Here is a 25,956-nt window from a genome sequence, read left to right on the forward strand (position 1 = left end):
GAGCTTGCTCCCGCTGGGCTGCGCAGCAGCCCCAAAACCAGACACCTCACCCTCTCTGGAATATCTCTATACCCTGAACAGGGGCCGCTTCGCGCCCCAGCGGGAGCAAGCTCCCTCGCCACAGGGCGCGCGTGATCGCCCGAAGCCGCAGCGTCACACGGATTTCTCACATCCGTTTCACATACCCCGAACGAATCCACTCCTACACTTCCCCCATCAGCCGTTCAACGGCCAGGGAGCAAGCGATGTGGCGGTACGCTGTAGTGCTGGGCCTGTTGGCCCTGCTGTCGGGTTGCCAATCAACCCATGAGGATTTGCTGGCCAAGGGTTACCCACCCGCCTTCGCCGACGGCTATGACGACGGTTGCAGCAGCGGCCGCCAGGCCGCCGGGGTGATCACCGGGGAATTTCGCAAGAACGTCCCGCGCTACCTGAAAGACCGCACCTACGCCGAAGGCTGGGATGACGGTTTTCGCCAGTGCAAGGCCATGCGCGAGAACGAAGACCTGAACGATTACAAGAATCGCCACTGGGACGACCGCGAACGCGCCTGGCAACAGGAAAAAGACCGCGACGCTGCCAGGGCCTTTCGCTCGCAATAGGTCGCTTCCAGACATCCAGCGAAACTTAACCCCTGCGACCATGGCCCAAACTCCATAGCAGGAGAACGTCATGAGTCGAGCTTTCGTCAACGAAGACAGCGCCGCTGCCCAGGCCAGCCAACCGGTGGAACGCCAAGTCAGCGCGCAACCCAATCACCTCACTGCCCGCGGACTTGCACAATTGCAGGCCAGGGTCGCGCAGCTGCAGCATGAGCACAGCGAAGAATCCGCCAAGGGCGAGCAGGCCGATAAACAGCGCCAGGCCGACCTTGAGCGGGATTTGCGTTACTTCAACCAGCGCCTGCAAAGCGCACAGGTGGTGGCGCCGGCAACCTCCACCGACAAGGTGCAAATCGGCAGCTGGGTGACCTTTGCCAACGAACAGGACGAAGAGCAGCGCATTCAGTTAGTGGGCGAAGACCAGGCCGACGCCACGGTGGGCCTGATCAACTGGGGTTCGCCACTGGGCCGCGCGCTGCTGGGTGCACAGGTGGGCGACGAGGTGCTGTGGAAGCGCCCCGTCGGTGATCAGTTGATCGAAATCCTGCGCATCGAACCCGAGGGTTAAACGATGCCCTGGGCCAGCATTGCATCCGCAACCTTCACGAAGCCTGCAATGTTGGCGCCCTTCACGTAGTTGACCCGGCCGTTCTCTTCGCCGTAGTGCACGCACGCATGGTGGATCGACTGCATGATGTTGTGCAGCTTGCTGTCCACTTCACCGGCGGTCCACAGCAGGCGCATGGCGTTCTGCGACATCTCCAGCCCGCTCACCGCCACCCCGCCGGCATTGGACGCCTTGCCTGGCGCGAACAGGATGCCGGCCTCGATAAAGATATCCACCGCCTCCAGGGTAGTCGGCATGTTGGCGCCTTCGGCCACGCAGACGCAGCCATTGCGCAACAGGGTGCGCGCCGCTTCGGCGTCCAGTTCATTCTGGGTGGCGCAGGGCAACGCGATGTCGCAGGCCAGTTCCCATGGTGCTTTGCCGGCGCGGAATTCCAGGCCGAAACGCGATGCCAGTTCGCTGATGCGCCCGCGCTGTACGTTTTTCAGTTCAAGCAGTGCCGACCATTGTTCTTCGGTCAAACCGCTTTCGCAGTACAGAGTGCCTTCGGAGTCGGACAAGGAAATCACCTTGCCGCCCAGATCCATGACCTTGCGCGCCGCGTACTGGGCGACGTTGCCGGAGCCGGAGATGGCCACACGCTTGCCTTCGACCCGCTCGCCGTTGCGCTTGAGCATTTCTTCAGCGAAGTACACGCAGCCAAAACCGGTGGCCTCCGGGCGAATCAGGCTGCCGCCGTAGCTCATGCCCTTGCCGGTCAGCACCGAGGTGAACTGGTTGCTCAGGCGCTTGTACTGGCCGAACAGGAAGCCGATCTCCCGGGCGCCCACGCCGATATCACCGGCGGGCACATCCACGTCCGAGCCGATATGGCGATACAGCTCGCTCATGAACGCCTGGCAGAAGCGCATCACCTCGGCGTCGCTCTTGCCCTTGGGATCGAAGTCCGAGCCGCCCTTGCCGCCGCCCATGGGCAGCGAGGTCAGGGAGTTCTTGAAGGTTTGTTCGAAGGCGAGAAATTTCAGCACGCCCAGGTTCACCGACGGGTGGAAGCGCAGGCCGCCTTTATACGGGCCGATGGCGCTGTTCATCTGGATCCGGAACCCGCGATTGACTCGTACTTTGCCCTGGTCATCTTCCCACGAGACCCGGAACACAATCGCACGCTCCGGCTCGCAGATGCGCTCCAGGATGCCCGAGTTCAGGTAGTGGGGATTGGCTTCAAGAAACGGCCACAAACTGCGCAGGACTTCTTCCACGGCCTGGTGGAATTCCGGCTGGTCGGGGTCGCGTTTCTTGAGGCGGGCAAGGAAGGATTCAACGGATTCGATCATGAAAAGTCTCGGCAAATTTATTGTCGTTAAAGGAGATTTGTCCCGGACTTTATCAATTCATGTCGCACCGCGACAGGGCAAAATGTCGCTTTTGTGAATTTAAATGGTGCATTAGATATAAATACAGGCGTTTTTTGCACCTTAATGAGGATTTCAATCCAGGCCTTGCACCAACAGTTAATCCGCTATCGCAGGCAAGCCAGCTCCTACATTTGATCCAGTGCATCCATGACAATGCGGTCAACTGTGGGAGCTGGCTTGCCTGCGATGCAGACGACGCGGTGCACATGAAAACACGCAAAAAAAAGCGGAGCCCGAAGGCTCCGCTTGTTCAAACCACCAACCCGAATCAGGCCAGTTTCTTGTGCCGTACACGATGCGGCTGGGCAGCTGCTTCGCCGAGGCGTTTCTTGCGATCGGCTTCGTATTCGGTGTAGTTGCCTTCGAAGAACACCGCTTGGGAGTCGTCTTCGTACGCCAGGATGTGAGTGGCCACGCGGTCAAGGAACCACCGATCGTGAGAGATCACAATGGCGGCGCCCGGGAAGTCCAGCAGGGCTTCTTCCAGGGAACGCAGGGTTTCAACGTCGAGGTCGTTTGACGGTTCGTCGAGCAGCAATACGTTGCCGCCTTCTTTCAGGGTCAGGGCCAGATGCAAGCGACCGCGCTCACCACCGGACAGGTCCTTGACGAACTTCTGCTGGTCGCCGCCCTTGAAGTTGAAGCGACCCACGTAGGTGCGCGACGGGATTTCGTAATTGCCGATACGGATCTGGTCGGAACCGTCGGAAATCTGCTGGAACACCGTCTTGCTGCCGTCGAGGTCGTCGCGGCTCTGGTCAACGCAAGCCAGTTGCACGGTTTCGCCGACTTCGATGGTGCCCGAGTCCGGTTGTTCCTTGCCCATCAGCATGCGGAACAGTGTGGATTTACCCGCACCGTTACCGCCGATCACGCCAACGATGGCGCCTTTTGGCATGGAGAACGACAGGTTGTCGATCAACACGCGGTCGCCGTAGCCCTTGCAGACGTTCTTGAACTCGATGACCTTGTCACCCAGGCGCGGACCGGCCGGGATGTAGATTTCGTTGGTCTCGGAACGCTTCTGGAATTCCTGGGACTGCATCTCTTCGAAACGCGCCAGACGGGCCTTGGATTTCGACTGACGCGCCTTGGCGCCTTTACGCACCCATTCCAGCTCGTCTTTCATGGCCTTTTCATGGGCCGACTGTTGCTTGGATTCGGCGGCCAGACGGTCGGACTTGGCTTCCAGCCAACCGGAGTAGTTGCCCTCGTAAGGGATACCGGCGCCACGGTCGAGCTCGAGGATCCAGCCAGCAACGTTGTCCAGGAAGTACCGGTCGTGCGTGATCGCAACCACGGTGCCCGGGAAGTCGTGCAGGAAATGCTCCAGCCAGGCGACGGAATCGGCGTCCAGGTGGTTGGTCGGTTCGTCGAGCAGCAGCATGTCGGGGGCCGACAGCAGCAGGCGGCACAGGGCCACACGACGCTTTTCACCACCGGACAGGTGTTCAACCTTGGCGTCCCACGCCGGCAGGCGCAGCGCGTCGGCGGCGACTTCCAACTGGCGGTCCAGGTTGTGACCGTCGGCGGCTTGCAGGATGGCTTCGAGCTTGGCCTGTTCTGCCGCCAGTTTGTCGAAGTCGGCGTCTTCTTCAGCGTAGGCCGCGTAGACCTCGTCCAGGCGGGCCTGGGCGTTCTTGATCACGCTGACCGCTTCCTCGACCACTTCACGCACGGTCTTGGTCGGGTCCAGGACAGGTTCCTGTGGCAGGTAGCCGATATTCAGGTCGGGCATCGGGCGGGCTTCGCCGTCGAACTCGGTGTCGACGCCGGCCATGATTTTCAACAGGGTGGATTTACCCGAACCGTTGAGGCCGAGCACGCCGATCTTGGCGCCCGGGAAGAAGGACAGAGAAATGTTTTTCAGGATTTCCCGCTTCGGCGGAACAACTTTTCCCAGCCGATGCATGGTGAAGACGTATTGAGCCAAAATGTGGACCTCGTGGAAATGTGAGAACAGGCCTACGTAGCGTCATGGCGCTGTACATAGCATTCGTAATCCTCAAGGTTAACCTAACTGAGGCGCGGCGGGCAGATTGACAGGTGCTTTCACCCCAGCTTTTTCTTGCTGTAGACCAGATAAAACAGGGTGCCCAGCAACAATCCCCAGAATGATGACGACACGTGGAAGAAGTTCGGGAAATACACGGTAATCATCAGCGTCGCCACGGCCGGGTAATACAGGTCGGCTTTGAGCGAGTCCCGCAACGCATCCGCCAGGGTGCTGAACAGGGCCAACGCCGCCAGCGCGAGGATGACTTGCGACGGAATCACCGACAGCAGGCTCACCAGGCCGGCCGCAAACCACGCCATTACCAGGTAGCTCACCCCGGCGGCGCAACTGGCAACGTAGCGCAGGGATTTGTCACGTGACGCCAGCGGGCCGGCGCACATGGCAGCGGTCAGTGCCGCCAGGTTGAGGTTGTGGCAACCGAACAACGACGCACACGAGGTGGCCAGCCCGGTGACGAATAAGGTGCCGGGAAAATGAGTGGCGTAGCCGTTGTTGCGCAAAATCAGATAACCCGGGATGTTTTGCGAAAACAGAGTGACCACGAACAACGGGATCGACAGGTTGATAAAGGATGAGAGGGTAAACACCGGTGCGACAAATTCCACCCCGTGGGCCAGCGCCGCAGCCACCGGTTGCAGCGCCGGCTGGAACAGGAAATAGGCGAACAGCACACCGAGCGCCACCGGCAAAGCGACCAACGGCTTGCAGATAAACAGCAGCAACCAGATGCCGGTTACCAACCCAACGATCAGCGGGTAGGTCTCAAACGCTGGCACAAAGGATTTGGCCAGTGACAGCAAGACCCCCGCCAGCATCGCCGACGACAGGCTGGCGGGTATTTTCTCGATGTAGCGGGCAATACGTGGCACCACGGCCAGGGCCAGCATCAACGCCCCCGACATGCAAAAAGCCCCTACGGCTTCATCGAACCCGCCCAGCGGCTGGTTATAACTGAGCAAAATGGCCGACCCCGGCGTCGACCAGGCAAAGGCATAGGGTTTTCGAGTGGCCAGGGAGAACCCTATCCCCATCACCCCCTGGAACAGGCACAACATCGCCAAGGCACTCACCGCCTGGGAGGGGGTGGCGCCCACGTTATAGAAGCCCTGCAAAACGATAAAGAATGTACTGATAAAGCCGATCAGCGCGGCACTCGCGCCCGTGCTGACCAGGCTCCACCACTCGCCGGGCACCTGGCCCCCTGCGACGCCGGTCTTACTCAAAGCACTCATGCCGCCACCTCGCTCGTCGGATTTGCGACGAAAGAAAAGGGCCAATCTTGCAATTCAAAAAACTCGGTGCTACAACCAATATCCATTGGATATTGGATATGTTGTCCAATAGTAGTGAGAAGTGGATTTGAAAAGCAAACTGCTCAGCGACCTCGGAGAGATTCAACACAGGACTGCCAGCGAGCAGATTGAACAGGTGTTAAAGCAGGCCATTCTGGAGGGCCGTCTTCCTCCGGGGGAGGTCTTGCGCCAGGAAGAGCTGGCGCAAACCTTCAACGTCAGCCGGATGCCGGTTCGCGAGGCCCTGAAAAAGCTGGAAGCGCAAGCACTGGTGGACTTCGTACCCTATAAGGGCGCGATCGTGACGCAGATTTCCAAAGCCGATGGCCTCGATAACTACGCCATCCGCCTGGCACTGGAACCGGCCGCCATTCGGTATTCGATTCCTTTTTTGACCCGTGACGATCTGCAGCTGGCTCGGGATTTGATCCAGCAAATGCATGACGAAACGGAAATGGACCAACTGGGTGTACTGAACAAACGTTTTCACATGTGCCTGTACGGCAAGACGCCCCATGCGAAGTTGTTGCAACTGGTAGAGAAGCAGCTGTCGGTGGAGGATCGGTACCTGCGCTTTCATCTGTCGGCCATGGGACGCGAGCACATGTCACAAGATGAACACCTGGCGATGGTTGAGGCTGCTGCCCACCAGGACCTTGATCGCGCCGAAGCGTTGGTGCGCAAGCATTTGATTAAGGCAGCCATTGCACTGGAAAACTTTTTCGACCGAAAACCCTGAGCGCACGCTCATCACACACGGAGGTGGATCATGACCCAGGTCATGTCAGCAACAGCCATCGACTCTGCGCAAAACCTGGCAGGCAAGTCGATTTTCCTCGAGATGGGCGCACGCCTGGGGGTCGTCGAACTGCTGATGCAGGGCGAGCCGTTCGAGGCCGGGCAAGTGGTGCGTATCAGCGGCGCCAAGCAGCATTTCGTCGAGTCTTACCTCAAGGCGCTGTGCAAGCTGGGGCTGGCGACCGAGCGCGCTGGCCACTACACCGGCACTGGCGAGCTGCCGGTGGCGGTCAATAACTGCGGCTACCTGCTCTGGGCCCTACAGTCCTGTGCACCGCTGATCGAACACCCGGTGCAGTTCGCCAACGACTTGCCCGGTTCGATCGATACCTACGTGCGCAACGGCGAACACGTGGCCAGGACGTCCAAATGGATGGGGGCAACCGACTTTTATCCCCATGCCGAAAAGGAAATCCTGAAGGCCAACCCTAAGAAGATCATCGACTTCGGCTCCGGTACCTGCGGGTTATTGATCCGCCTGCTGGAGCAACTGCCCCACGCCACCGCCATTGGCATCGACCTGAGCGCCAGCGCCTGCGAAAAGGCCCGGGAAATTATCGAGGGCAAAGGCCTGAGCCAGCGGATTCAGGTGATCCACGCACCGGTGGAAAGCCTGATCACCGACCCGAGCCTGCTCAAGGATGTCGATGTCATTCACGCAGGCTTCGTGTTCCACGACCTCAACCCCACCCAGAGCCAAGTCCTGCCGCGCCTGCTGGCCGCCATCAAGGCCGCCTCGCCCCAGGCCAAGCTGGTGATAGCCGACGCCATCCCCGATGACGCGCCCTGGGAAAACAACGCCTACTCGCTGGCATTCACGTTTTTGCACACCCACTTCATGGACCGCAAATTCCCGACGGAAGACGGCTGGCGCGCGCTCCTTGAAAAAGCCGGGTTCAGCGACGTGACCATCAGCAAACCCGGCCTTTCCGGCAGTCGCCTGATCGTCGGTCACTAGAGCAACACCCAACCTCAAGCAGTAAGAAATCCTATGCAGTAACCACTCATCGGGAGATCGATCATGCGTATAGAAAACCTAGTGGAGCGCGTCAAAACCCATCGTTGCTACAGCCATCCCATTTTCCATAACTGGGCGCGGGTCAACCCCGGCACCGAGGCCATCGGCGCCCTCTTCCACCATATCCGCAGTTTTTGCGACGCCACCCGCCCCGGCTGGAACCTGCCCCAGGGCTTGAAGCAGATCGGCCTGTCCACGGAAAGCCACCTGCTCCAGGAGATCGTCGACAGCGAGGAAAACCACGGCCCGGAACTGGCCATGATGGCCGGGCATATCATTAACCGCTCGGTGCCCGGCAAGCCGGTTTTCGACGACCTGACCGACCAGATCCACATCGAGTCCATGCTCAAGCGCTGCTCCGACGAACTGCTCGGCCAACTGCCCGGGTATGACTTCAGCACCGGCCTGATGCCCCAGACCAAAAAAGCCATCCAGACCTTCGAAGCACGCAAGTCCACGGCCGCCCAGGACGTGTACAAAAGCCTCGGTACGGCCTTGGCCCTGGAAATCATTTCCAACCGGCAACTGATTCCCGGCGAAAAGGCCTGCCTGATCGACAGCGGTCTGTACCGCGCCAGTTTCGACGAACCGGCGATGCATTACCTGGTGGAGCACTACGGCGAAACCGGTGCCGAATGCCAGCACGAACAAAACGCGATCGAGGCCGTGGGCTCGGTGCTCAACCCCGACAACAGCGCAGCGATCGTGCAGGGCGCCGATGACTTCCTCAACAACCTGGAAGCCCTGTGGGACTTGCTCGATGCCACCCTGCTGCAGGCCGAGGGCGACCGCGTCGCGGCGTGAACCTTACCGTCGGGCCGGGCCACCGGCCCCCTTAATGCCAACGAGGCAGGTAGACCATGAGCTCAGCAAAACTCGACAAGATCTTCGAAGCCATCTTCCAGCGCCCGGTGGGCGACCATGAGGACATCTTCGACCTGGGCGCCAATTCCCTCACAGCGATCCAGTTGATCGGCCAGGTCAACGAGGCGTTCGGCGCCAACATCAACATGGAGCAGTTTTTCCGCATGCCCTGCAAACAAACGGTACTTGCGCAGTTGCAAGGCACCCACACAGCACACACGGCCTGAGAGGGTTGCCATGCACAGCCTGTTCACACTGACCTTAAATCTGGAACGTGCTGGCAAGGTGATCTGTGTCCAGAGCCTGCCCTTCGACCCCGCGCGGGCAACCCTGTTGTTGCTGTCGCCGGTGGGCACCCAGTGCTTCTACATGAAGAACGCAGCGCTGTTTCTGATCAGCCGTTTCAACCTGATCATCCTCGAAAGCGACGCCTTGCTGGCATACGCCGCGGCAGCCGACCTGGCGCCCGACGAAGGCGTCGCCGACTTTATCCGCCAGTTCCATGCAGCGCTGCCCAAGGCCGTGCAGGTGGATGCGCTGGTGGGCTATTGCTCCTCGGCACCCCTGGCGTTGCTGGCCGCCAGTCTGGGCGCTTGTCGCACCCTGCTGCTGCTCAATGGCGCGTACTTTCTCAAGAATGACGAGGTCAGCAAAAGCCAGTACGAGCGCGACGTGGAACGCATGATGCAGTCAATTCCCCAGGGCAATTGCGCCCAGGTGTACGAGGCCGTGAGCCTGTTGCACGCCAACAGCGCCTATACCCCCAGCGACTATCGCTACCAGCAGGTGCGCCCCCTGCGGGAATTGCCCGCATTCCGCCAGTACCTGACGTTCCTCAACAGCCTGGCGAGCCTGGAAGTGGCCAGGACGGCACAGGCCGTACAGGCGCCCACGTTGGTGTGGTGCGGCAGCCAGGACCGCTATACCGACACCGCGTCTTCCCGGTACATCGCCAAATGGCTGCCCCACAGCGAATTGGTGGAAGACCCCGACGGCCAGCACCACGACTTTGTCGACGGCCACACACAGTTGTACCAGGCCATGACCCGTTTTCTGACCCATCACCAGCAGAGGGCCGTTCAATGAATGCCCACAACCCGCTGCCCACCAAAGCCTACCGCCGGTTCCAGTCGATCTGCACGCAAACGCCCAACGCAGTTGCCGTGGTCGACGAAGGACACTCGGTCACTTATCAACAGCTCCACACCCGGGTGCTGGAACGTTGCGAAGAACTGACGCGCCAAGGTTTGGCCGATCACCCTTACGTGCCGTTGATGGCCAGCCGGTGCATGGCCTATCTGGTGACAGTACTGGCCTGCTGCAAACTGGGCATTGCCTACGTCTGCATCGAACCGGGCACCCCAGGCAAACGCCTGATCGCCTTGCTGGAACAACTGGGCTGCAGCCATTTGCTGCTGCTCGGCCAACCGGCAGACATGCGCCTTGACCCACGGCTGACCTGCTTTCGCCTGGATACCAGCGGCACCCTGAGCGCCGAAGGGCCGCCCTTGCGCCCGCCCATCCGACGGCGTTTGGCTGACGCGTCGGTGATCACGGTGATGTTCACCTCCGGCACCACAGGAGTGCCCAAGGGTGTGCGCATCAGCCATGGCGGCCTGCTGAACCTGGTGGACAACGTGCAGCGCCAGGTCCAGGGCAAGGCCCGCAGCTATGTGCATCATTCGTCCATCGGCTTCGACGCCGCCTTGTTTGAAGTCTGGGTGCCGCTGCTGACCGGCGCCCGCGTCACCCTGCAACCCGATGCGTTCAATATCGACAACCTCGCTCAATGCGTGCTCGCGGCCCGGTGCGATGTGCTGTTGCTGACGACCTCACTGTTCCACCTGGTGGCGCAGCACCGGCTGTCGATGCTCGACTCGGTGCGTGTGCTCTTCGTTGGCGGCGAAGTGCTCAAGCCGGTGCATGCCCGCGCCCTGCTGGTGGCCAACCCCGGCATTACCTTGGTAAATGGCTATGGCCCTACCGAGAACACGGTGTTTTCCACCTGGTACAGCCTGAACAAACCCCAGGACGCCGAGCGGGACGTACTGCCCATCGGGCAATTGCTCAACAGGGTACACGGCAAAATCGTCGATGCCCAACTGCAGGAAGTCGACCCCGGCACGCCCGGCGAGCTGCTGCTCGCGGGCGCCAACCTGGCCCTGGGTTACCTCGACGAGGCGTTGACTGAAACCCGCTTCCTGCAACGGCCGGAGGGTACCTATTACCGCACCGGCGACTACGTGACCGAAGGCAAGCACGGATTGCTGTTTTACCAGGGCCGCATCGACGAACAGGTGAAAATCAAAGGCTACCGGGTAGAAGTCGCCGAGGTCGAACACGCCCTGACCCAACTGCCCGGCATCGCCCAGGCTGTGGTGCTGACGCGCGCCATGAATGCACTGGAGAACAGCCTGCATGCATTCATCGTGTTCCAGCATGGCTGGCCAAATACCGATGAAGGCAAGCTGATGAGTTTGCTGGGCAGCCAGTTGCCCCACTACATGGTGCCGACCCGAATCCACCACTTGCCGGAACTTCCGCTGACGGCCAACGGCAAAGTCGACAAGCGCCGTTTGCAGACGCTGGAGACAGCACCGCCAGCGTCCCCCCGGCAGGCCGGTTCAGCGGTGCTCGAGGCCTGGTGCGGCATCCTCGGCACCCGCGACCTGCAGCTGGAAAACTCCATTTACGCCTATGGCGCCTCGTCCTTGAGTGTGGTCATGGCCCATAGCCGAATCAACCAGACCCTTGGCAGAAGAACCCCGTTCGACGAAGTCGCCAGGCTGAACACCTTGCAAGAGTGGGTGCAGTACTACGCAACGCATGAAAACCTCAGTAACTTCTCTTAGGAGCCGACATGGACATCACTGACTTTTCGTTGACGGAACAGGAACTTCAGCAATTCGACCGGGATGGGTTTATCGGTCCCTTCACGCTCTATGAGCCTGAAGAGATGAAGCAGATGCACAAAACCGTCCGCGCTCAACTGTTCAACCGCACCCACGCGCCCTACGACGCACCGCTGGATGTGGCGATCACCAACTACGACCGCCACCTGGATGTGGACTTGCTGACCCACCATGTGTTTCGAAAGGAAATCGTGCACCGCCTGCGCAGCATCCTCGGCCCGGACGTGATCTGCTGGCGCAGCGAATTCATCCCCAAATACCCGGGCAACGAAGGCACCGACTGGCACCAGGCAGACACCTTCGGCCACGCTTCCGGCGAGCCGCAACTGGTGTGGCCCGAGGACGAGTCGTTCGGCGGCGCCATCAATGTATGGACCGGCTTCACCGATGCCACCCAGGAAAACGGCTGCATGCTGTTTATCCCCGGCACCCACAAGCAAATGAACTACGACGAATCCATCGGCATGACCTTCGACCCGGTGGCCAACAAGGACGTGATCAAGGGCCAGTACGCACGCGGGTTCAACGGCTACGACTACAGCACCCTGCAAAAGGACAAGTCGTGGCAGCCGGATGAGGCAGCGGCGGTGCCGATTGTGATGAAGGCCGGCCAATTCGTGATCTTCCGCTCGATGCTCATGCACTGCTCGCTGCCCAACTCGACAACCGACAAGACCCGCCTGGGTTATGTGGCCCGCTACGTGCCCGGACGGGTCAAGGTTTACCCCGATACCGATTACGTGAAGGAGTTTGGTGGCGAGTATCGCCTGGACCGGTTCGGCGTGGTGCAAGTGGCCGGTACCGCCACCGACCACAAGAACCGGGTGGCGGCCAAGAGCCTCAGCGGCCTGGATCTCAAGCCCCTGGCCACGAACTGAGGATTGACCATGGAACAGCCCTCTTACCTGGCCATTGACCACATTGCGTATGCCACCCGGTCCACGGAGAAAACCTTGGCGTTCTTCACCGCCCTGGGGTTCGAGGTGCTGTTCCATAAACAACCGATCGATACGTTTGGGGTGCTGATCACCAAGCTGCGCTCCCCGGCGGGAGAAATCGTGGAAGTGGTCGAACCCTTTCGCTCCGACAGCGTCGTCAGCCGGTTGCTGGGGAATGTGGAAGCATGCATTTACCACGTGGCCTTCAGGGTCGGCGACATGCAGGCCACCCAAGCGTCCCTGGCGAGCCTCGGCGGCGTTACGGTGACGACGCCCATGACCATTCCGTACCCGGCTACCGCGGAACATCGTTCGCTGACCACCTCGCACATGTTCCACCCGGCGGTGGGCCTGTTCGAGATCACCGGTTAAGGAGCCGCCATGGTCGCTGCCCTTTTGGCGCAACAGCGCTGGCTTGCACCGCTGCCCGGTGCCCTCGCAAACGCCGACCGCTTGCTGCTGTGCTTTCCCTATGGAGGTGGGGGTGCCTCGGCGTTCAATGACTTGAGCCGCTTGGCCGATATCGGTATCGCGGCGTGGGCCGTCAAGCTGCCCGGGCGCGAGGAACGCGGCCAGGAAGCATCAGCCACGCAGATCGCACTGCTGATTGAGGCCATTGTCGATGAACTGCGAGGCGTGAGCGTACCGTATGCGTTCTACGGCCACAGTTTCGGTGCCGGGCTGGCACTGGACGTCGCCCACGCGCTGGCCGAACGCGACCGGCCGTTGCCGACGCAGTTGATCCTGTCCGGGCGCATGCCGCCCCATGCCGGCTACTCGCCGCTGCTGGGGGCGATGGACGACCATCAACTGTGGCAGCACGTGTGTTCAGAGAGCCCGTTGCCGCTGCCGACGGATGCCTCATGCAGTTTCGCCCGCCACGCCCTGGGCAAGCTCAAGGCCGACCTGGCGCTCAACGCGCAACTCACTTATCACTTTATCCGCCCGCTGCCGGTGCCTCTGCACATTCTCAATGGCCAGGACGACCCGCTGCTTGACCCCCAACGCCTTGACGAATGGCAGCGCTACACCAGCGCCGGCTTCCATAGCGAGTGCGTACCCGGCGGGCATTTTTTCTTCAGCAGCGATTTTCAACGTTTGTATTCGCCCCTTTTAACCGCCCTCAATGAACAAGGCAGCTAAGCGTTATGGAACGTGCATTCTGGAACACCCCTTATCTCTCGTCCCTGGACGCTCGCGTGTTGAGCATCGAGGGGCGCGACGTGGTGATCAGCCCGACGATTTTCTTCGCCGAATCCGGCGGCCAGGAGTCGGATCAGGGCCGCATCAACCGGATCGACGTCAGCCAGGCCACGGTTGCCGATGAACGCATCATCTACCGCCTGGCCGAAGAGCCGGACTTTGCCGTGGGTGACCTGGTCAGCGTGGAGATCGACTGGCCCCGGCGGTATGCGCTGATGCGCCTGCATTTCGCCGCCGAAATTGTCCTGGAATTGTTCTACAAGAAATTCCCGACCCTGGAAAAGATCGGCGCGCATATCGGCCAGAGCAAGGCGCGGATCGATTTTGCGCTGACGGGCAATATCAGCCAGTACTTCCCCGAGATCCTGCAGGACGTCGAGCAACTGGTGGCTGCCGACCTGCCGATTGAAAGTCGCTTTACCGACGCCGAGCGCTTGCGCCGTTGCTGGTACATCGAGGGGTTTTCAGAGGTGCCCTGTGGCGGTACACACCTGCGCACCACAGGCGAGGTCGGGCGTATTCGCCTCAAGCGCAACAACATTGGCGCGCACAAAGAACGCGTCGAAATCTACCTGGTGGATTGACCGCCCAGCAGCGGTTTCAGGAGACAACCATCATGCTCAACGTCATGTCTGCACTTGGGTTGCTGCTATTGATGCCGGGGCCGACCAATACGCTATTGCTGCGCTCCGGAGTGCTCAGCGGCTTCCGGCGTGCCTGGCCCCTGAGCCTGTTGGAGTGCCTGGCCTACCTGCTGCAGATATCCTTCTGGGGCTACCTGCTCAGCCATATCGGCGACAGTGCGCCCTGGTGCCTGAAGTGGGTGCAACTGGCGTCGGTGGCGTATCTGATCAAGACCTCCTACCGACTCTGGCGTCACCCGGATAACCCGCGCAACCCCCTTCCCGAGGCGCGGGTCTCGCAGCGGCACTTCTTTTTGCTCACCCTGATCAACCCCAAGGGTTTACTGGTGGTCTCGTTCATCGTGCCGGTGCAGACGTTTGCGGATATCACGCTGTACCTGCATTTTGTCGCGCAATTCAGCGCGGTGGTGATCCCGGTCGGCTGCACCTGGGTGCTGTTCGGCGCACGCATCAAACGCAGCGGGCATGCCTGGCTGACGCCGCTGAATATCAACCGCACGGCCTCTGTGGTGATCGGCTGCTTCGCGGTGGCGATCCTTTCCCGGTTGGCAGACTCCCTGATCAATACCGGCGCGGCCCTGTAGTCCCGCCAAGCGGGGCTGGCACTTTGCCACAACACAAGGCATGCTAGCCGCCCTCCGGGCGTCCGGCTTATAGTGCACGTCGCGCGCCAGTCCAGCCAAACCGCAGGATCACAGTTTGTCCAACGTAACGCCGCCAACTCCCCTGCGCGCCGCTCATATAGCGCCGGGAGCGCCCCTGCACGGAACCCTGAAGGGCGCATTGGCGACGCTGGTCCTGTTGCTGCTCGCGTTATTGTTCTGGCAACTGCTGGACCAGTTGCAGCAAAACCAGAAAAACCAGCAGCAATACACCATCGACTACAGCGCCGACCTGGCCGAACAGATCAGCCTGAACATGGCCCTCAGTGCGCAGATCGCGCTGAACCTGCTGCCGATCGTCGAACCGCCGCGGGACGCCGAACAGCAACAAATCCTGATGCGCACCTTGCAACGCTCCTTGCCGGAGTTGCGCAGCGTCGCCCTGCTCGCCCCCAGCGGCGCGATGATCAGTGACAGCGCCAGCGACAGCCAGGACAGCGCCTGGCTCGAAGAACTGGTCAAGCGCAGCCACGCCCAGTCCTATTACCTGAGCAACAACAACGACGGCACCGTCATCTACCTGCTGCTGCACCAGCCCAGCGGCGGCACCAAGATGTACTGGGCCTTGCGCCTGGCCCCCAATTACCTGGCCAACCTGACCCGCCAGGATGGCCAGGGCCAGCGCCCGATGTGGGTCATCGAAAACCGCCTGAACCACCGGGTGGTCAGCCGTGACAGCGGGATGCCGGCCCAATGGGCCACCGCGTTGACCCCGGACGAGTTGAACAAAAGTGTACTGGTCACGCCCCTGAGCAAGAGCGACTGGCAACTGCGCGGCCTGTTCGACCGCGCCGCCGTGCTGGAGCAACTGCTGCCGGCCTTTATCGGCAAATGCCTGCTGGGCCTGGCCTTCTCGCTGATCCCGGTGATCGTGCTGCTGAACATGCGCCGCCGCCAGCGCCAGGTGCACGAGGGGCGCCGGCGCTACCAGGATATTTTCGAAGGCACCGGCGTGGCGCTGTGCGTGCTCGACCTGTCAGGCCTGCGCGCGTTCTTCGACAAGACCCACTTGCAAACCTGCGAGCAACTGCAACAGTTGTTGCAAGACAACCCGGAGCAACGCCAGCAACTGCTCAAGGAGCTACGCATCACCGAGGTCAATCAGGTGGCGGTGCGCCTGCTGAATGTTGCCTCTTGCGAACAAGCCTGGGAGCGCCTGATCGACGCCTGCCCGTCGAGCCCAACCGCCATCGGTAACCAGGTGATCGACGCGGTACTGACCCAGCAAAAACAGCTCGAACTGGAAATCCAGCTCAGCGATGTCGAAGGCAACGACCAATACCTGTGGCTGGTGATGCGCCTGCCGGAGCAACAGGACGACTTCAAGGCAGTGATCCTGAGCATCAGCGACATCACCAGCCGCAAGCTGATCGAATTGTCGCTGGTGGAGCGCGAGGGTTTCTGGTCGGACGTGGTGCGCACCGTGCCCGATCACCTGTATGTGCAGGATGTGATCAGCCAGCGGATGATTTTCAGCAACCACCACCTGGGCCACACCCTGGGCTACAACAAGCCCGAGTTGCAGCAGATGGGCGAGTACTTCTGGGAGATCCTGCTGCACCCCGAAGACGCCGAGCGTTACCACGACCTGCGCCTGCAACAGCGCCAGGCCGGCTACCTGAGCCAACTGCAGTGCCAGTTGCGCTTTCGCCACCGCAACAACCAATGGCGGCGCTTCGATATCCGCGAACAGGCCCTGGCCCGGGACAAGACCGACCAGGTCACGCGCATCATCGGCGTGGCCAAGGACATCACCGACCAGATCGAGGCCAGCGAATCCCTGCGCGACAGCGAACAGCGCTACCGCATGCTGGCCGAAAGTATCAGCGACGTAATTTTCTCCACCGACAGCAAGCTGGCCCTCAACTACGTCAGCCCTTCGGTGAACGCGGTGCTGGGCTACGACGTGGACTGGATCTTCGAAAACGGCTGGCAATCGACCATCGCCAACCCGCAGCAACTCACGGGCATCTACAGCCTGGTAGAGCAAGTCAGCCGCGCTCTGGACCAACCCGAATCCCTCGCGGCCTTGCGCAACGACGTGCAGACCCAGCTATTCCTGTTCGACTGCCTGCGGGCCGACGGGCGCAAGGTCCCCATCGAACTGCGCCTGGTGCTGGTGTGGGACGAGCACGGCGCGTTCGAAGGCATCCTCGGCGTGGGTCGCGATATCAGCCAGCAACGCCGCGCGGAAAAAGACCTGCGCATGGCGGCCACGGTATTCGAACACTCGACTTCGGCGATCCTGATCACCGACCCTGCCGGCTATATCGTGCAGGCCAACGAGGCGTTCAGCCGGGTCAGCGGTTATGCGGTGGCGGACGTGCTCGACCAGTTGCCGAACATGCTCACCGTCGACGAACAGCAGGAAGCCCACCTGCGCTACGTGCTCAAGCAATTGCACCAGCACAGCACCTGGGAAGGCGAAGTGTGGCTCAAGCGCCGCAACGGCGAGCATTACCCGGCCTGGGTCGGAATTACTGCCGTGTTCGATGACGAAGGCGACCTGGCCAGCTACGTGTGCTTCTTCAGTGACATCAGCGAACGCAAGGCCAGCGAACAGCGTATCCATCGCCTGGCCTACTACGACGCCCTGACCCACCTGCCCAACCGCACGCTGTTCCAGGACCGCCTGCACACCGCGCTGCAATCGGCGGAACGGCAGAAGTCGTGGGTGGTGCTGATGTTCCTCGACCTCGACCGCTTCAAGCCGATCAACGACTCCCTGGGCCACGCCGCCGGCGACCGCATGCTCAAGGAAATGGCCACCCGCCTGCTGGGCTGCGTCGCCGAAGACGACACCGTGGCACGCATGGGCGGCGACGAATTCACCTTGCTGCTGCAACCGCGGGTCAACCGTGAGATGGCGCTGAACCGGGCGATTCACGTGGCCGAGCAGATTCTGGCCAGCCTGGTGAAGCCGTTTGTGCTGGAGGGCCGCGAGTTCTTCGTCACCGCCAGTATCGGCATCGCCCTGAGCCCGCAGGACGGCAACGAACTCAGCCAGTTGATGAAAAACGCCGACACGGCGATGTACCACGCCAAGGAGCGGGGCAAGAACAACTTCCAGTTCTACCAGGCCGACATGAACGCCAGCGCACTGGAACGCCTGGAGCTGGAAAGCGACCTGCGCCACGCCCTGGAACAGAACGAATTCGTGCTGTATTACCAGCCGCAGTTCAGCGGCGACGGCAAACGTTTGACCGGTGCCGAAGCCCTGCTGCGCTGGCGCCATCCCCGCCGCGGGCTGGTGCCGCCGGGGGACTTCATCCCGGTGCTGGAGGAGTTGGGGCTGGTGGTGGACGTGGGTGACTGGGTGATCAGCGAAGCCTGCCGCCAACTCAAGACCTGGCACCAGAACAAGGTGCGGGTGCCCAAGGTCTCGGTCAACATTTCGGCCCGGCAGTTCTCCGACGGGCAACTGGGCGAGCGCATCGCCACCATCCTCAAGGACACCGGCCTGCCGCCGGCGTGCCTGGAGCTGGAGCTGACCGAAAGTATCCTGATGCGCGAGGTCAACGAAGCGATGCAGATCCTCGCCAGCCTGAAAAACCTCGGCCTGAGCATCGCGGTAGATGACTTCGGCACCGGTTATTCATCGCTGAACTACCTCAAGCAGTTCCCCATCGACGTGCTGAAGATCGACCGCACCTTTGTCGACGGCCTGCCGTCGGGTGAGCAGGATGCGCAGATTGCCCGGGCGATTATCGCCATGGCCCACAGCCTGAACCTGGCGGTGATCGCCGAGGGTGTGGAAACCCATGAGCAGCTGGACTTCCTGCGGGAGCACGGTTGCGATGAGGTGCAGGGCTACCTGTTCGGGCGACCGATGCCGGCGAACCGGTTTGAGGCGCAGTTCAGCAATGATGCGCTGTTCATGTTCGACTGAAATCCTCAGGTGATGCGGATGGCCTCATCGCGGGCAAGCCCGACTCCCACATTCGACCGTATTCCACCTGAAGGAACCCGATTGAATGTGGGAGCGGGCTTGCTCGCGAAGGGGCCCGAACAAACACCACCTATCCCCAGATGAGCCCCGCTTGTCCGCGACATGATGTCCTTTCATATGCCATCTAAAACCCATTGGGTTAGAATGCGCTTCTTTTCTGCCCCCGATCCTTGAGGACCGCCATGTTCAGCCGTGATTTGACTATTGCCAAGTACGACGCCGATCTCTTTGCCGCCATGGAGCAAGAAGCCGTGCGCCAGGAAGAGCACATTGAGCTGATCGCTTCGGAAAACTACACCAGCCCTGCGGTTATGGAGGCTCAAGGTTCGGTTCTGACCAACAAGTACGCCGAAGGCTACCCGGGCAAGCGTTACTACGGTGGTTGCGAGTACGTCGACATCGTTGAGCAACTGGCCATCGACCGCGCCAAGGAACTGTTCGGCGCCGATTACGCCAACGTCCAGCCACACGCCGGCTCCCAAGCCAACAGCGCCGTGTACCTGGCCCTGCTGCAAGCGGGCGACACCATCCTGGGCATGAGCCTGGCCCACGGCGGTCACCTGACCCACGGCGCCAGCGTTTCCTCCTCCGGCAAGCTGTACAACGCCGTTCAGTACGGCATCGACGGCAACGGCCTGATCGACTACGACGAAGTCGAGCGCCTGGCCGTTGAGCACAAGCCAAAAATGATCGTGGCCGGTTTCTCTGCCTACTCGCAGATCCTGGATTTCCCACGCTTCCGCGAAATCGCTGACAAGGTCGGCGCCTACCTGTTCGTCGACATGGCCCACGTGGCCGGTCTGGTCGCCGCTGGCGTCTACCCGAACCCGGTGCCGTTCGCTGACGTCGTGACCACCACCACCCACAAGACCCTGCGCGGTCCACGTGGCGGCTTGATCCTGGCTCGCGCCAACGCCGAGATCGAGAAGAAGCTGAACTCCGCGGTATTCCCGGGCGGCCAGGGCGGCCCGCTGGAGCACGTGATCGCCGCCAAAGCGATCTGCTTCAAGGAAGCGCTGCAGCCTGAGTTCAAGACCTACCAGCAGCAAGTGGTGAAAAACGCCAAGGCCATGGCCGGCGTGTTCATCGAGCGTGGTTTTGACGTGGTGTCCGGCGGTACTGAGAACCACCTGTTCCTGCTGTCGCTGATCAAGCAGGACATCTCCGGTAAAGACGCTGACGCCGCTCTGGGCAAAGCCTTCATCACCGTGAACAAGAACTCGGTACCGAACGACCCACGTTCGCCGTTCGTCACCTCCGGCCTGCGCTTCGGCACCCCGGCTGTGACCACTCGTGGCTTCAAGGAAGCAGAGTGCAAGGAACTGGCTGGCTGGATCTGCGACATCCTGGCTGACCTGAACAACGAAGCAGTGATTGACGCTGTGCGTGAGAAGGTCAAGGCCATCTGCAAGAAACTGCCGGTATACGGCGCTTGATTGCAGTTGCCTGAATGAAAAGCCCGGCTCTTGAGCCGGGCTTTTTTATGCCTGAAAACGCTGCTTTCTCAATTTGAAATGACATCAAATGTGGGAGCGGGCTTGCTCGCGAAAGCGCTGTGTCAGTTGATGCATGGGCTGACTGACACACCGCTTTCGCGAGCAAGCCCGCTCCCACATTTTGACTGCGTTTCAAGTCAGGATTGGTAAACCCGCGCAAAGCCTTCGCGAATCTTCTCTTCCGGCAACTCGTCAGCAATAAACACAATCACACTTTCCCGCGCTTCGCCTTCGGCCCATTCGGTGTCCCAGTCGAACCCGTAGAGCTTCAGCACGCCCTGGAACACCATGCGCCGGTCTTCCCCGGCAATGTTCAGCACGCCTTTGTAGCGCAGCAATTGCTTGCCGTGGTCTTCCAGCAGCTCGTTCATGAACTCGCTGAGTTTGTCGATATCCAGCGGCTGGTCAGTGCGCAGCACCAGGCTGGAAATACGGTCGATGGACGGCGCCTGGCTCACCGGGCGCAGGCTCATGCCGGCGTTGAGGTTGAAGCCGCGCACATCCAGCAGTTCGGCGAGGTCGATCTTGCCGTGTTCCACCACACGAATCGGCGCCCGGCGGTTGATGCGGGTCAGGCGCTCGCTGAGGGCGTCGAAGGTGGCGTCGTCCACCAGGTCGCGCTTGCTCACCAGCAGGCGGTCGGCAAACCCGATCTGCGCCTGGGCGATGGTCTGGGTCAGGTGGTGCTCGGCGTGGGCCGCGTCCACCAGGGTGATGATGCCGTCGAGGATGTAGCGCTCACGCAGTTCTTCATCGATGAAAAAGGTCTGGGCCACAGGGGCCGGGTCGGCCAGGCCGGTGCACTCGATCACCAGGCGGTCGAAGGCGATCTCGCCGCTGTCCAGGCGCTCCAGCAACAGGTACAGGGCCTTGGTCAGGTCAGTGTGGATGGTGCAGCACACGCAGCCATTGGACAGGGTCATGACTTGCACCGGCTCGCTGCCCAGCAATTGGGTGTCGATACCGGCGTCGCTGAATTCATTTTCGATCACGGCGATTTTCAAGCCTTGCTCGGCCTTGAGCAGGTGACGCAACAAGGTGGTCTTGCCAGCGCCGAGGAAGCCGCTGAGGACGGTGACGGGAATGGGAGAGGACAAAGAATTCTCCTTGAAGAAACACAAAACAAATGTGGGAGCGGGCTTGCTCGCGAAGGCGGCGTGTCGGTCAGCACATGCATCACTGAAAGACCGCCTTCGCGAGCAAGCCCGCTCCCACAAGGGATCACCGCAGCCCGAACTACCGGGCTAGCAGCACTTGGGCCCACCCTTGCCGCCGTAACGGGCTTCCTGGCGTTCCCGGAAGAACGCCTTGTAGTCCATCATCGGTTTGTCCGGGTGTTTGGTTTGCATATGCTCGACGTAGGTGTCGTAGTCGGGCATGCCGACCATCAGGCGCGCGGCCTGACCGAGGTATTTACCGAGGCGACTGATGTCATTGAACATGATTGCAATCCTCTATCAAGCGTCCGGGATGGCCTGGTATGGCGCTTCTTTATCCGTACGTTCCTTTTTGCCCCAGGCAGCAATGCCAACCTTGAGCGCATAGAACAGGATGCTGAAGACCACGAACAGGAACAGCGCCGTCAGCGTTGCGTTGGTGTAGGCGTTCCAGATCACGTGTTGCATCTGGTCGATGCTCTTGGCCGGTGCGAGGATCTGGCCGCCGGCCAGGGCATCGCTGTATTTCTTGGCCAGGGACAGGAAGCCGATCGCCGGGTTGGCGTCGAACAGCTTGATGAAGCCTGCGGTCACGGTGCAGATCAGCAGCCATACGGCTGGCAGCATGGTCACCCAGATGTAGCGCTGGCGTTTCATTTTGATCAGCACAACCGTGGCGAGCATCAGCGCGATACCGGCCAGCATCTGGTTGGAGATACCGAACAGCGGCCACAAGGTGTTGATGCCGCCCAGTGGGTCGATCACGCCCTGGTACAGCAGGTAACCCCACATCGCCACACAACCTGCGGTAGCGATCAGGTTGGCCGTCCAGGACTCGGTACGCTTGAGCGCCGGCACGAAGGAGCCGAGCAAATCCTGCAGCATGAAGCGACCGGCACGGGTACCGGCGTCGACCGCAGTCAGGATGAACAGCGCTTCGAACAGGATCGCAAAGTGGTACCAGAACGCCATGGTGTTTTCACCCGGCAGGACGCTGTGCAGGATCTGCGCGATACCCACCGCCAGGGTCGGCGCACCACCGGCACGGGCCAGGATGGTGGACTCACCAATGTCATGGGCCACCGCCTGCAACGCTTCCGGGGTAATTGCAAAACCCCAGCTGCTGACGGTTTGCGCCACAGCCACCACGTCACCGCCGACAATCGCGGCCGGGCTGTTCATGGCGAAGTACACGCCTGGCTCGATCACCGAAGCGGCAACCATCGCCATGATGGCCACGAACGACTCCATCAACATGCCGCCGTAGCCGATGTAACGGGCGTGCCCTTCACTGGCCAGCAACTTGGGCGTGGTGCCCGAGGAGATCAGTGCGTGGAAACCCGAGACCGCGCCACAGGCGATGGTGATGAACAGGAACGGGAACAGGCCGCCCTTCCACACCGGGCCGGTGCCATCGATGAACTGGGTCAGCGCCGGCATTTTCAGGTCGGGCATGGTCACCAGGATGCCAATCGCCAGGGCGATGATGGTGCCGATTTTCAGGAACGTAGACAGGTAGTCACGTGGCGCGAGGATCAGCCACACCGGCAACACGGCAGCCACGAAGCCATAACCCACCAGCATCCAGGTGATCTGGATCCCGGTGAAGCTGAAGGCCTTGGCCCACACCGGGTCAGCGGCAATCTGCCCGCCCAGCCAGATCGAACCCAGCAGCAACAGCACGCCGACAATCGAGATTTCACCGATGCGGCCCGGGCGGATGTAGCGCATGTAGATGCCCATGAACATCGCGATCGGGATGGTTGCCATCACCGTGAAGATGCCCCACGGGCTTTCGGCCAGGGCCTTGACCACGATCAGCGCCAGCACCGCGAGGATGATGATCATGATCAGGAAGCAGCCGAACAGCGCGATGGTCCCGGGCACGCGGCCCATCTCTTCGCGGACCATGTCCCCCAGGGAACGGCCGTTGCGCCGGGTGGACAAGAACAGGACCATGAAGTCCTGCACCGCCCCCGCCAGCACCACGCCAGCGATCAGCCACAACGTGCCGGGCAGGTAGCCCATCTGCGCCGCCAGTACCGGGCCGACCAAAGGCCCTGCGCCGGCGATTGCCGCGAAGTGGTGACCAAAAAGGATGTGTTTGTTGGTCGGCACATAGTCCAGACCGTCGTTGTTCAGCACAGCGGGGGTAGCCCGCAGTGGATCGAGCTGCATCACATGGTTAGCGATGAACAGACTGTAGTAACGGTAAGCAACCAGATAAATGGCCACTGCTGCGACCACGATCCACAAGGCGTTGATCGCCTCGCCGCGGCGCAAGGCCACTACGCCCAGGGCGCACGCTCCTACGATTGCCAGCAGCAGCCAGGGTAGATGGCGTAGCAGGCTATTATTATTTTTCATTTTTATATTCCAGCCAGGGTGGACAGAAAGACAGCCATCCCGAGTTTAGCGCTACTGGCCTTAAAGGCCACCCCCCTACGTTGGTCTAGAGCCTTGCCGGGGCAAAAAAAGCAGAAAAAACCGCCCCATGATGGCGCACGGCTACAATTCCTTTATCCACAGAGGGTTTCACCATGAGCGAACAGCCTTCAGACCGACGCCGTTTCCGACGCATTGCCTTCGATGCCAGGACCGAGCTCACGCAAGACGGCCATGTCTGGTCGGTGCAATTGGTAGATTTGTCGCTCAAGGGCTTGCTGGTGCAACGGCCGCAAGAATGGCACGGCCATCGCTACGAATCATTCGACGTGGACATTCATCTGGACGCCGAGACCGACGTGAAGATGCAGGTGCGGCTGACCCACGACGATCATGGGCAGCTCGGCTTTGTGTGCGAACACATCGACCTCGACTCCATAAGCCACCTGCGGCGGATAATCGAGCTGAACCTGGGCGATCAGGAAGAACTGGAGCGGGAATTCGCCGCCTTGCTGGAGATCTGAGCATGTGGGAGCTGGCTTGCCTGCGATGGCGGTGTGTCAGTTTGCATATCAATCAGCTGATACACCGCCATCGCGGGCAAGCCCGGCTCCCACAGGGGGGCTGTGTGGCTGGCGACTATTCGAACAGGGCATCCAGCGCCTGCTCCAGGCGCGTTACCCCGATCACTTGCAGCCCCGGTGGCATTTCTTTCGGCGCATTGCCCTTGGGCACGATGGCCCGCTTGAAGCCGTGCTTGGCCGCTTCCTTAAGGCGCTCCTGGCCACTGGGCACCGGGCGTACTTCACCCGACAGGCCCACTTCGCCAAACACCAGCAAGTCATGGGGCAACGGCCGGTTGCGCAGGCTGGACATCACCGCCGCCATCAACGCCAGGTCAGACGCGGTTTCCAACACCTTGACCCCGCCCACCACGTTGAGGAATACATCCTGGTCATGGGTGGGAATGCCGCCGTGGCGGTGCAATACCGCCAGCAACATCGCCAGCCGGTTCTGGTCCAGGCCCAGGGTGACACGACGCGGGTTGGCCAAGTGGCTGTCGTCCACCAGCGCCTGGACTTCCACCAGCATCGGCCGGGTGCCTTCCCACGTTGCCATCACCACACTGCCTGGGACTTCTTCCTGAGCGCGGGTAAGAAAAATCGCTGACGGGTTGGAGACCTCTTTCAAGCCCCGGTCAGTCATGGCGAACACTCCGAGTTCGTTGACCGCGCCAAACCGGTTCTTCACCGCCCGCAGCAAACGCAACCGCCCATCGGACTCGCCTTCGAAATACAGCACGGTGTCGACCATGTGTTCCAGCACCCGTGGGCCGGCCAATGCGCCTTCTTTCGTCACGTGGCCCACCAGGAAAATCGCCGTGCCGCTCTGTTTCGCATAGCGCACCAGCAGCGCGGCACTTTCCCGCACTTGGGACACGCCACCCGGTGCCGATTGCAGTTGCTCGGTGAAAATCGTCTGGATCGAATCGATCACCATCACCTTGGGCTTTTCCAGGCGCGCGGTGGCGATGATGCTTTCGATGCAGGTTTCGGTCATCACCCGCAGTTGGTCCTGAGGCAAGCCCAGGCGGCGCGCACGCATGGCCACCTGCTGCTGGGATTCTTCGCCGGTGACATACAGCGCCGGCATGCGGCTGGCGATGCTGCACAGGGTTTGCAGCAGGATCGTGGACTTACCGATGCCCGGGTCACCGCCGATCAGCACCACCGAGCCATCCACCAGGCCGCCGCCCAGCACCCGGTCCAGTTCACCGGAAGCAGTGGAGAAACGCGGGATTTCTTCGACGCTGACTTCGGCCAGGGTCTTGATCTGGGTTTGTTGCCCGGTCCAGCCGGAACGGCCGCTGGGGGCCACGGCGCCGCCGCTCTCGATCATGGTTTCGGTCAGGGTGTTCCACGCACCGCATTCCGTGCACTGGCCGGCCCACTTGGGAAAGGTCGCGCCGCACTCCGTGCAGCCATACATGCGCTTGGCCTTTGCCATTTGAGAACCTCCAACCGAAAAACCGCGAT

At 61.1% G+C, this 25,956-nt stretch carries 23 protein-coding genes; 16 read left to right on the top strand and 7 right to left on the bottom strand.

Annotation, left to right across the window (positions count from 1 at the left end):
- Positions 1 to 245: 245 nt before the first annotated feature.
- Positions 246 to 602, top strand: coding sequence for a hypothetical protein (locus HX811_RS25360; protein WP_003215838.1), 357 nt, complete (start codon positions 246 to 248; stop codon positions 600 to 602).
- 70 nt (positions 603 to 672) lie between these two features.
- A complete protein-coding gene (locus tag HX811_RS25365; protein ID WP_177021861.1) occupies positions 673 to 1,170 on the top strand; it encodes a GreA/GreB family elongation factor in 498 nt (165 codons plus the stop codon).
- Here HX811_RS25365 and gdhA read toward each other — a convergent pair.
- From gdhA to HX811_RS25380, 3 genes are all read right to left on the bottom strand, one after another.
- The gene (gene gdhA, locus HX811_RS25370; protein ID WP_003215835.1) at positions 1,167 to 2,504 is read right to left on the bottom strand and encodes an NADP-specific glutamate dehydrogenase; all 1,338 of its coding nucleotides are present in this window, start codon (positions 2,502 to 2,504) and stop codon (positions 1,167 to 1,169) included. The two genes, HX811_RS25365 and gdhA, sit on opposite strands and share 4 nt — an antisense overlap.
- A gap of 349 nt (positions 2,505 to 2,853) precedes the next feature.
- Positions 2,854 to 4,518 carry an energy-dependent translational throttle protein EttA gene (gene ettA / locus HX811_RS25375; protein ID WP_177047893.1) on the bottom strand — a complete coding sequence of 555 codons (1,665 nt, stop codon included), beginning with the start codon at positions 4,516 to 4,518 and terminating at the stop codon, positions 2,854 to 2,856.
- 119 nt (positions 4,519 to 4,637) lie between these two features.
- The gene (locus HX811_RS25380; RefSeq protein WP_218172375.1) at positions 4,638 to 5,834 is read right to left on the bottom strand and encodes a benzoate/H(+) symporter BenE family transporter; all 1,197 of its coding nucleotides are present in this window, start codon (positions 5,832 to 5,834) and stop codon (positions 4,638 to 4,640) included.
- 127 nt (positions 5,835 to 5,961) lie between these two features.
- Between HX811_RS25380 and HX811_RS25385 the strand changes: the two genes are divergently transcribed.
- The 13 genes from HX811_RS25385 to glyA all read left to right on the top strand — a co-directional run bounded on the left by HX811_RS25385 (position 5,962) and on the right by glyA (position 20,318).
- The gene (locus HX811_RS25385) at positions 5,962 to 6,633 is read left to right on the top strand and encodes a GntR family transcriptional regulator (RefSeq protein ID WP_177047895.1); all 672 of its coding nucleotides are present in this window, start codon (positions 5,962 to 5,964) and stop codon (positions 6,631 to 6,633) included.
- Positions 6,634 to 6,663: 30 nt separating this feature from the next.
- A complete protein-coding gene (locus HX811_RS25390; RefSeq protein ID WP_177047897.1) occupies positions 6,664 to 7,650 on the top strand; it encodes a trans-aconitate 2-methyltransferase in 987 nt (328 codons plus the stop codon).
- A gap of 63 nt (positions 7,651 to 7,713) precedes the next feature.
- Positions 7,714 to 8,514: a hypothetical protein gene (locus HX811_RS25395; RefSeq protein WP_177047901.1), complete on the top strand. Its 801-nt coding sequence runs from the start codon at positions 7,714 to 7,716 to the stop codon at positions 8,512 to 8,514.
- 56 nt (positions 8,515 to 8,570) lie between these two features.
- Positions 8,571 to 8,801, top strand: coding sequence for an acyl carrier protein (locus HX811_RS25400; RefSeq protein ID WP_017477826.1), 231 nt, complete (start codon positions 8,571 to 8,573; stop codon positions 8,799 to 8,801).
- A 10-nt stretch (positions 8,802 to 8,811) separates the two neighbouring features.
- Positions 8,812 to 9,660, top strand: a complete 849-nt coding sequence (locus tag HX811_RS25405; RefSeq protein WP_177047903.1) for an alpha/beta fold hydrolase — start codon at positions 8,812 to 8,814, stop codon at positions 9,658 to 9,660.
- Entirely contained in the window at positions 9,657 to 11,426 is a 1,770-nt protein-coding gene (locus tag HX811_RS25410; RefSeq protein ID WP_177047906.1) for a non-ribosomal peptide synthetase, read from the top strand. Before HX811_RS25405 ends, HX811_RS25410 begins: the two co-directional genes overlap by 4 nt.
- A gap of 8 nt (positions 11,427 to 11,434) precedes the next feature.
- The gene (locus HX811_RS25415) at positions 11,435 to 12,364 is read left to right on the top strand and encodes a chlorinating enzyme (protein WP_177047914.1); all 930 of its coding nucleotides are present in this window, start codon (positions 11,435 to 11,437) and stop codon (positions 12,362 to 12,364) included.
- A gap of 9 nt (positions 12,365 to 12,373) precedes the next feature.
- The gene (locus HX811_RS25420; RefSeq protein WP_177047916.1) at positions 12,374 to 12,796 is read left to right on the top strand and encodes a VOC family protein; all 423 of its coding nucleotides are present in this window, start codon (positions 12,374 to 12,376) and stop codon (positions 12,794 to 12,796) included.
- A gap of 9 nt (positions 12,797 to 12,805) precedes the next feature.
- Complete coding sequence (locus HX811_RS25425) at positions 12,806 to 13,567, top strand: thioesterase II family protein (protein WP_177047918.1); 762 nt, start codon at positions 12,806 to 12,808, stop codon at positions 13,565 to 13,567.
- A gap of 5 nt (positions 13,568 to 13,572) precedes the next feature.
- Positions 13,573 to 14,211: an alanyl-tRNA editing protein gene (locus tag HX811_RS25430; protein WP_177047920.1), complete on the top strand. Its 639-nt coding sequence runs from the start codon at positions 13,573 to 13,575 to the stop codon at positions 14,209 to 14,211.
- A 32-nt stretch (positions 14,212 to 14,243) separates the two neighbouring features.
- Positions 14,244 to 14,855, top strand: a complete 612-nt coding sequence (locus tag HX811_RS25435) for a LysE family translocator (protein ID WP_177047922.1) — start codon at positions 14,244 to 14,246, stop codon at positions 14,853 to 14,855.
- Between the two features lie 115 nt (positions 14,856 to 14,970).
- The gene (locus HX811_RS25440) at positions 14,971 to 18,822 is read left to right on the top strand and encodes a bifunctional diguanylate cyclase/phosphodiesterase (protein ID WP_177047924.1); all 3,852 of its coding nucleotides are present in this window, start codon (positions 14,971 to 14,973) and stop codon (positions 18,820 to 18,822) included.
- Between the two features lie 242 nt (positions 18,823 to 19,064).
- Complete coding sequence (glyA, locus tag HX811_RS25445; protein WP_063027005.1) at positions 19,065 to 20,318, top strand: serine hydroxymethyltransferase; 1,254 nt, start codon at positions 19,065 to 19,067, stop codon at positions 20,316 to 20,318.
- A 197-nt stretch (positions 20,319 to 20,515) separates the two neighbouring features.
- On the opposite strand, the gene yjiA is transcribed toward glyA, so the two are convergent.
- From yjiA to HX811_RS25460, 3 genes are all read right to left on the bottom strand, one after another.
- Positions 20,516 to 21,475 (bottom strand): GTPase, encoded by a 960-nt coding sequence (gene yjiA, locus HX811_RS25450; protein ID WP_177047926.1) that lies wholly within the window; start codon positions 21,473 to 21,475, stop codon positions 20,516 to 20,518.
- 147 nt (positions 21,476 to 21,622) lie between these two features.
- Positions 21,623 to 21,820 carry a YbdD/YjiX family protein gene (locus HX811_RS25455; RefSeq protein WP_003176208.1) on the bottom strand — a complete coding sequence of 66 codons (198 nt, stop codon included), beginning with the start codon at positions 21,818 to 21,820 and terminating at the stop codon, positions 21,623 to 21,625.
- 15 nt (positions 21,821 to 21,835) lie between these two features.
- Positions 21,836 to 23,902, bottom strand: coding sequence for a carbon starvation CstA family protein (locus tag HX811_RS25460; protein WP_003215826.1), 2,067 nt, complete (start codon positions 23,900 to 23,902; stop codon positions 21,836 to 21,838).
- A gap of 173 nt (positions 23,903 to 24,075) precedes the next feature.
- Here HX811_RS25460 and HX811_RS25465 point away from each other — a divergent pair, with 173 nt between their 5' ends.
- The gene (locus HX811_RS25465) at positions 24,076 to 24,444 is read left to right on the top strand and encodes a PilZ domain-containing protein (protein ID WP_177047928.1); all 369 of its coding nucleotides are present in this window, start codon (positions 24,076 to 24,078) and stop codon (positions 24,442 to 24,444) included.
- Positions 24,445 to 24,559: 115 nt separating this feature from the next.
- Here the strand turns inward: HX811_RS25465 and radA are convergent, their stop codons facing one another.
- Positions 24,560 to 25,927, bottom strand: a complete 1,368-nt coding sequence (gene radA, locus HX811_RS25470; RefSeq protein WP_003215821.1) for a DNA repair protein RadA — start codon at positions 25,925 to 25,927, stop codon at positions 24,560 to 24,562.
- Positions 25,928 to 25,956: the final 29 nt, after the last annotated feature.

The sequence above is a fragment of the Pseudomonas sp. F8002 genome (assembly GCF_013385495.1).
Classification (GTDB): Bacteria; Pseudomonadota; Gammaproteobacteria; order Pseudomonadales; family Pseudomonadaceae; genus Aquipseudomonas.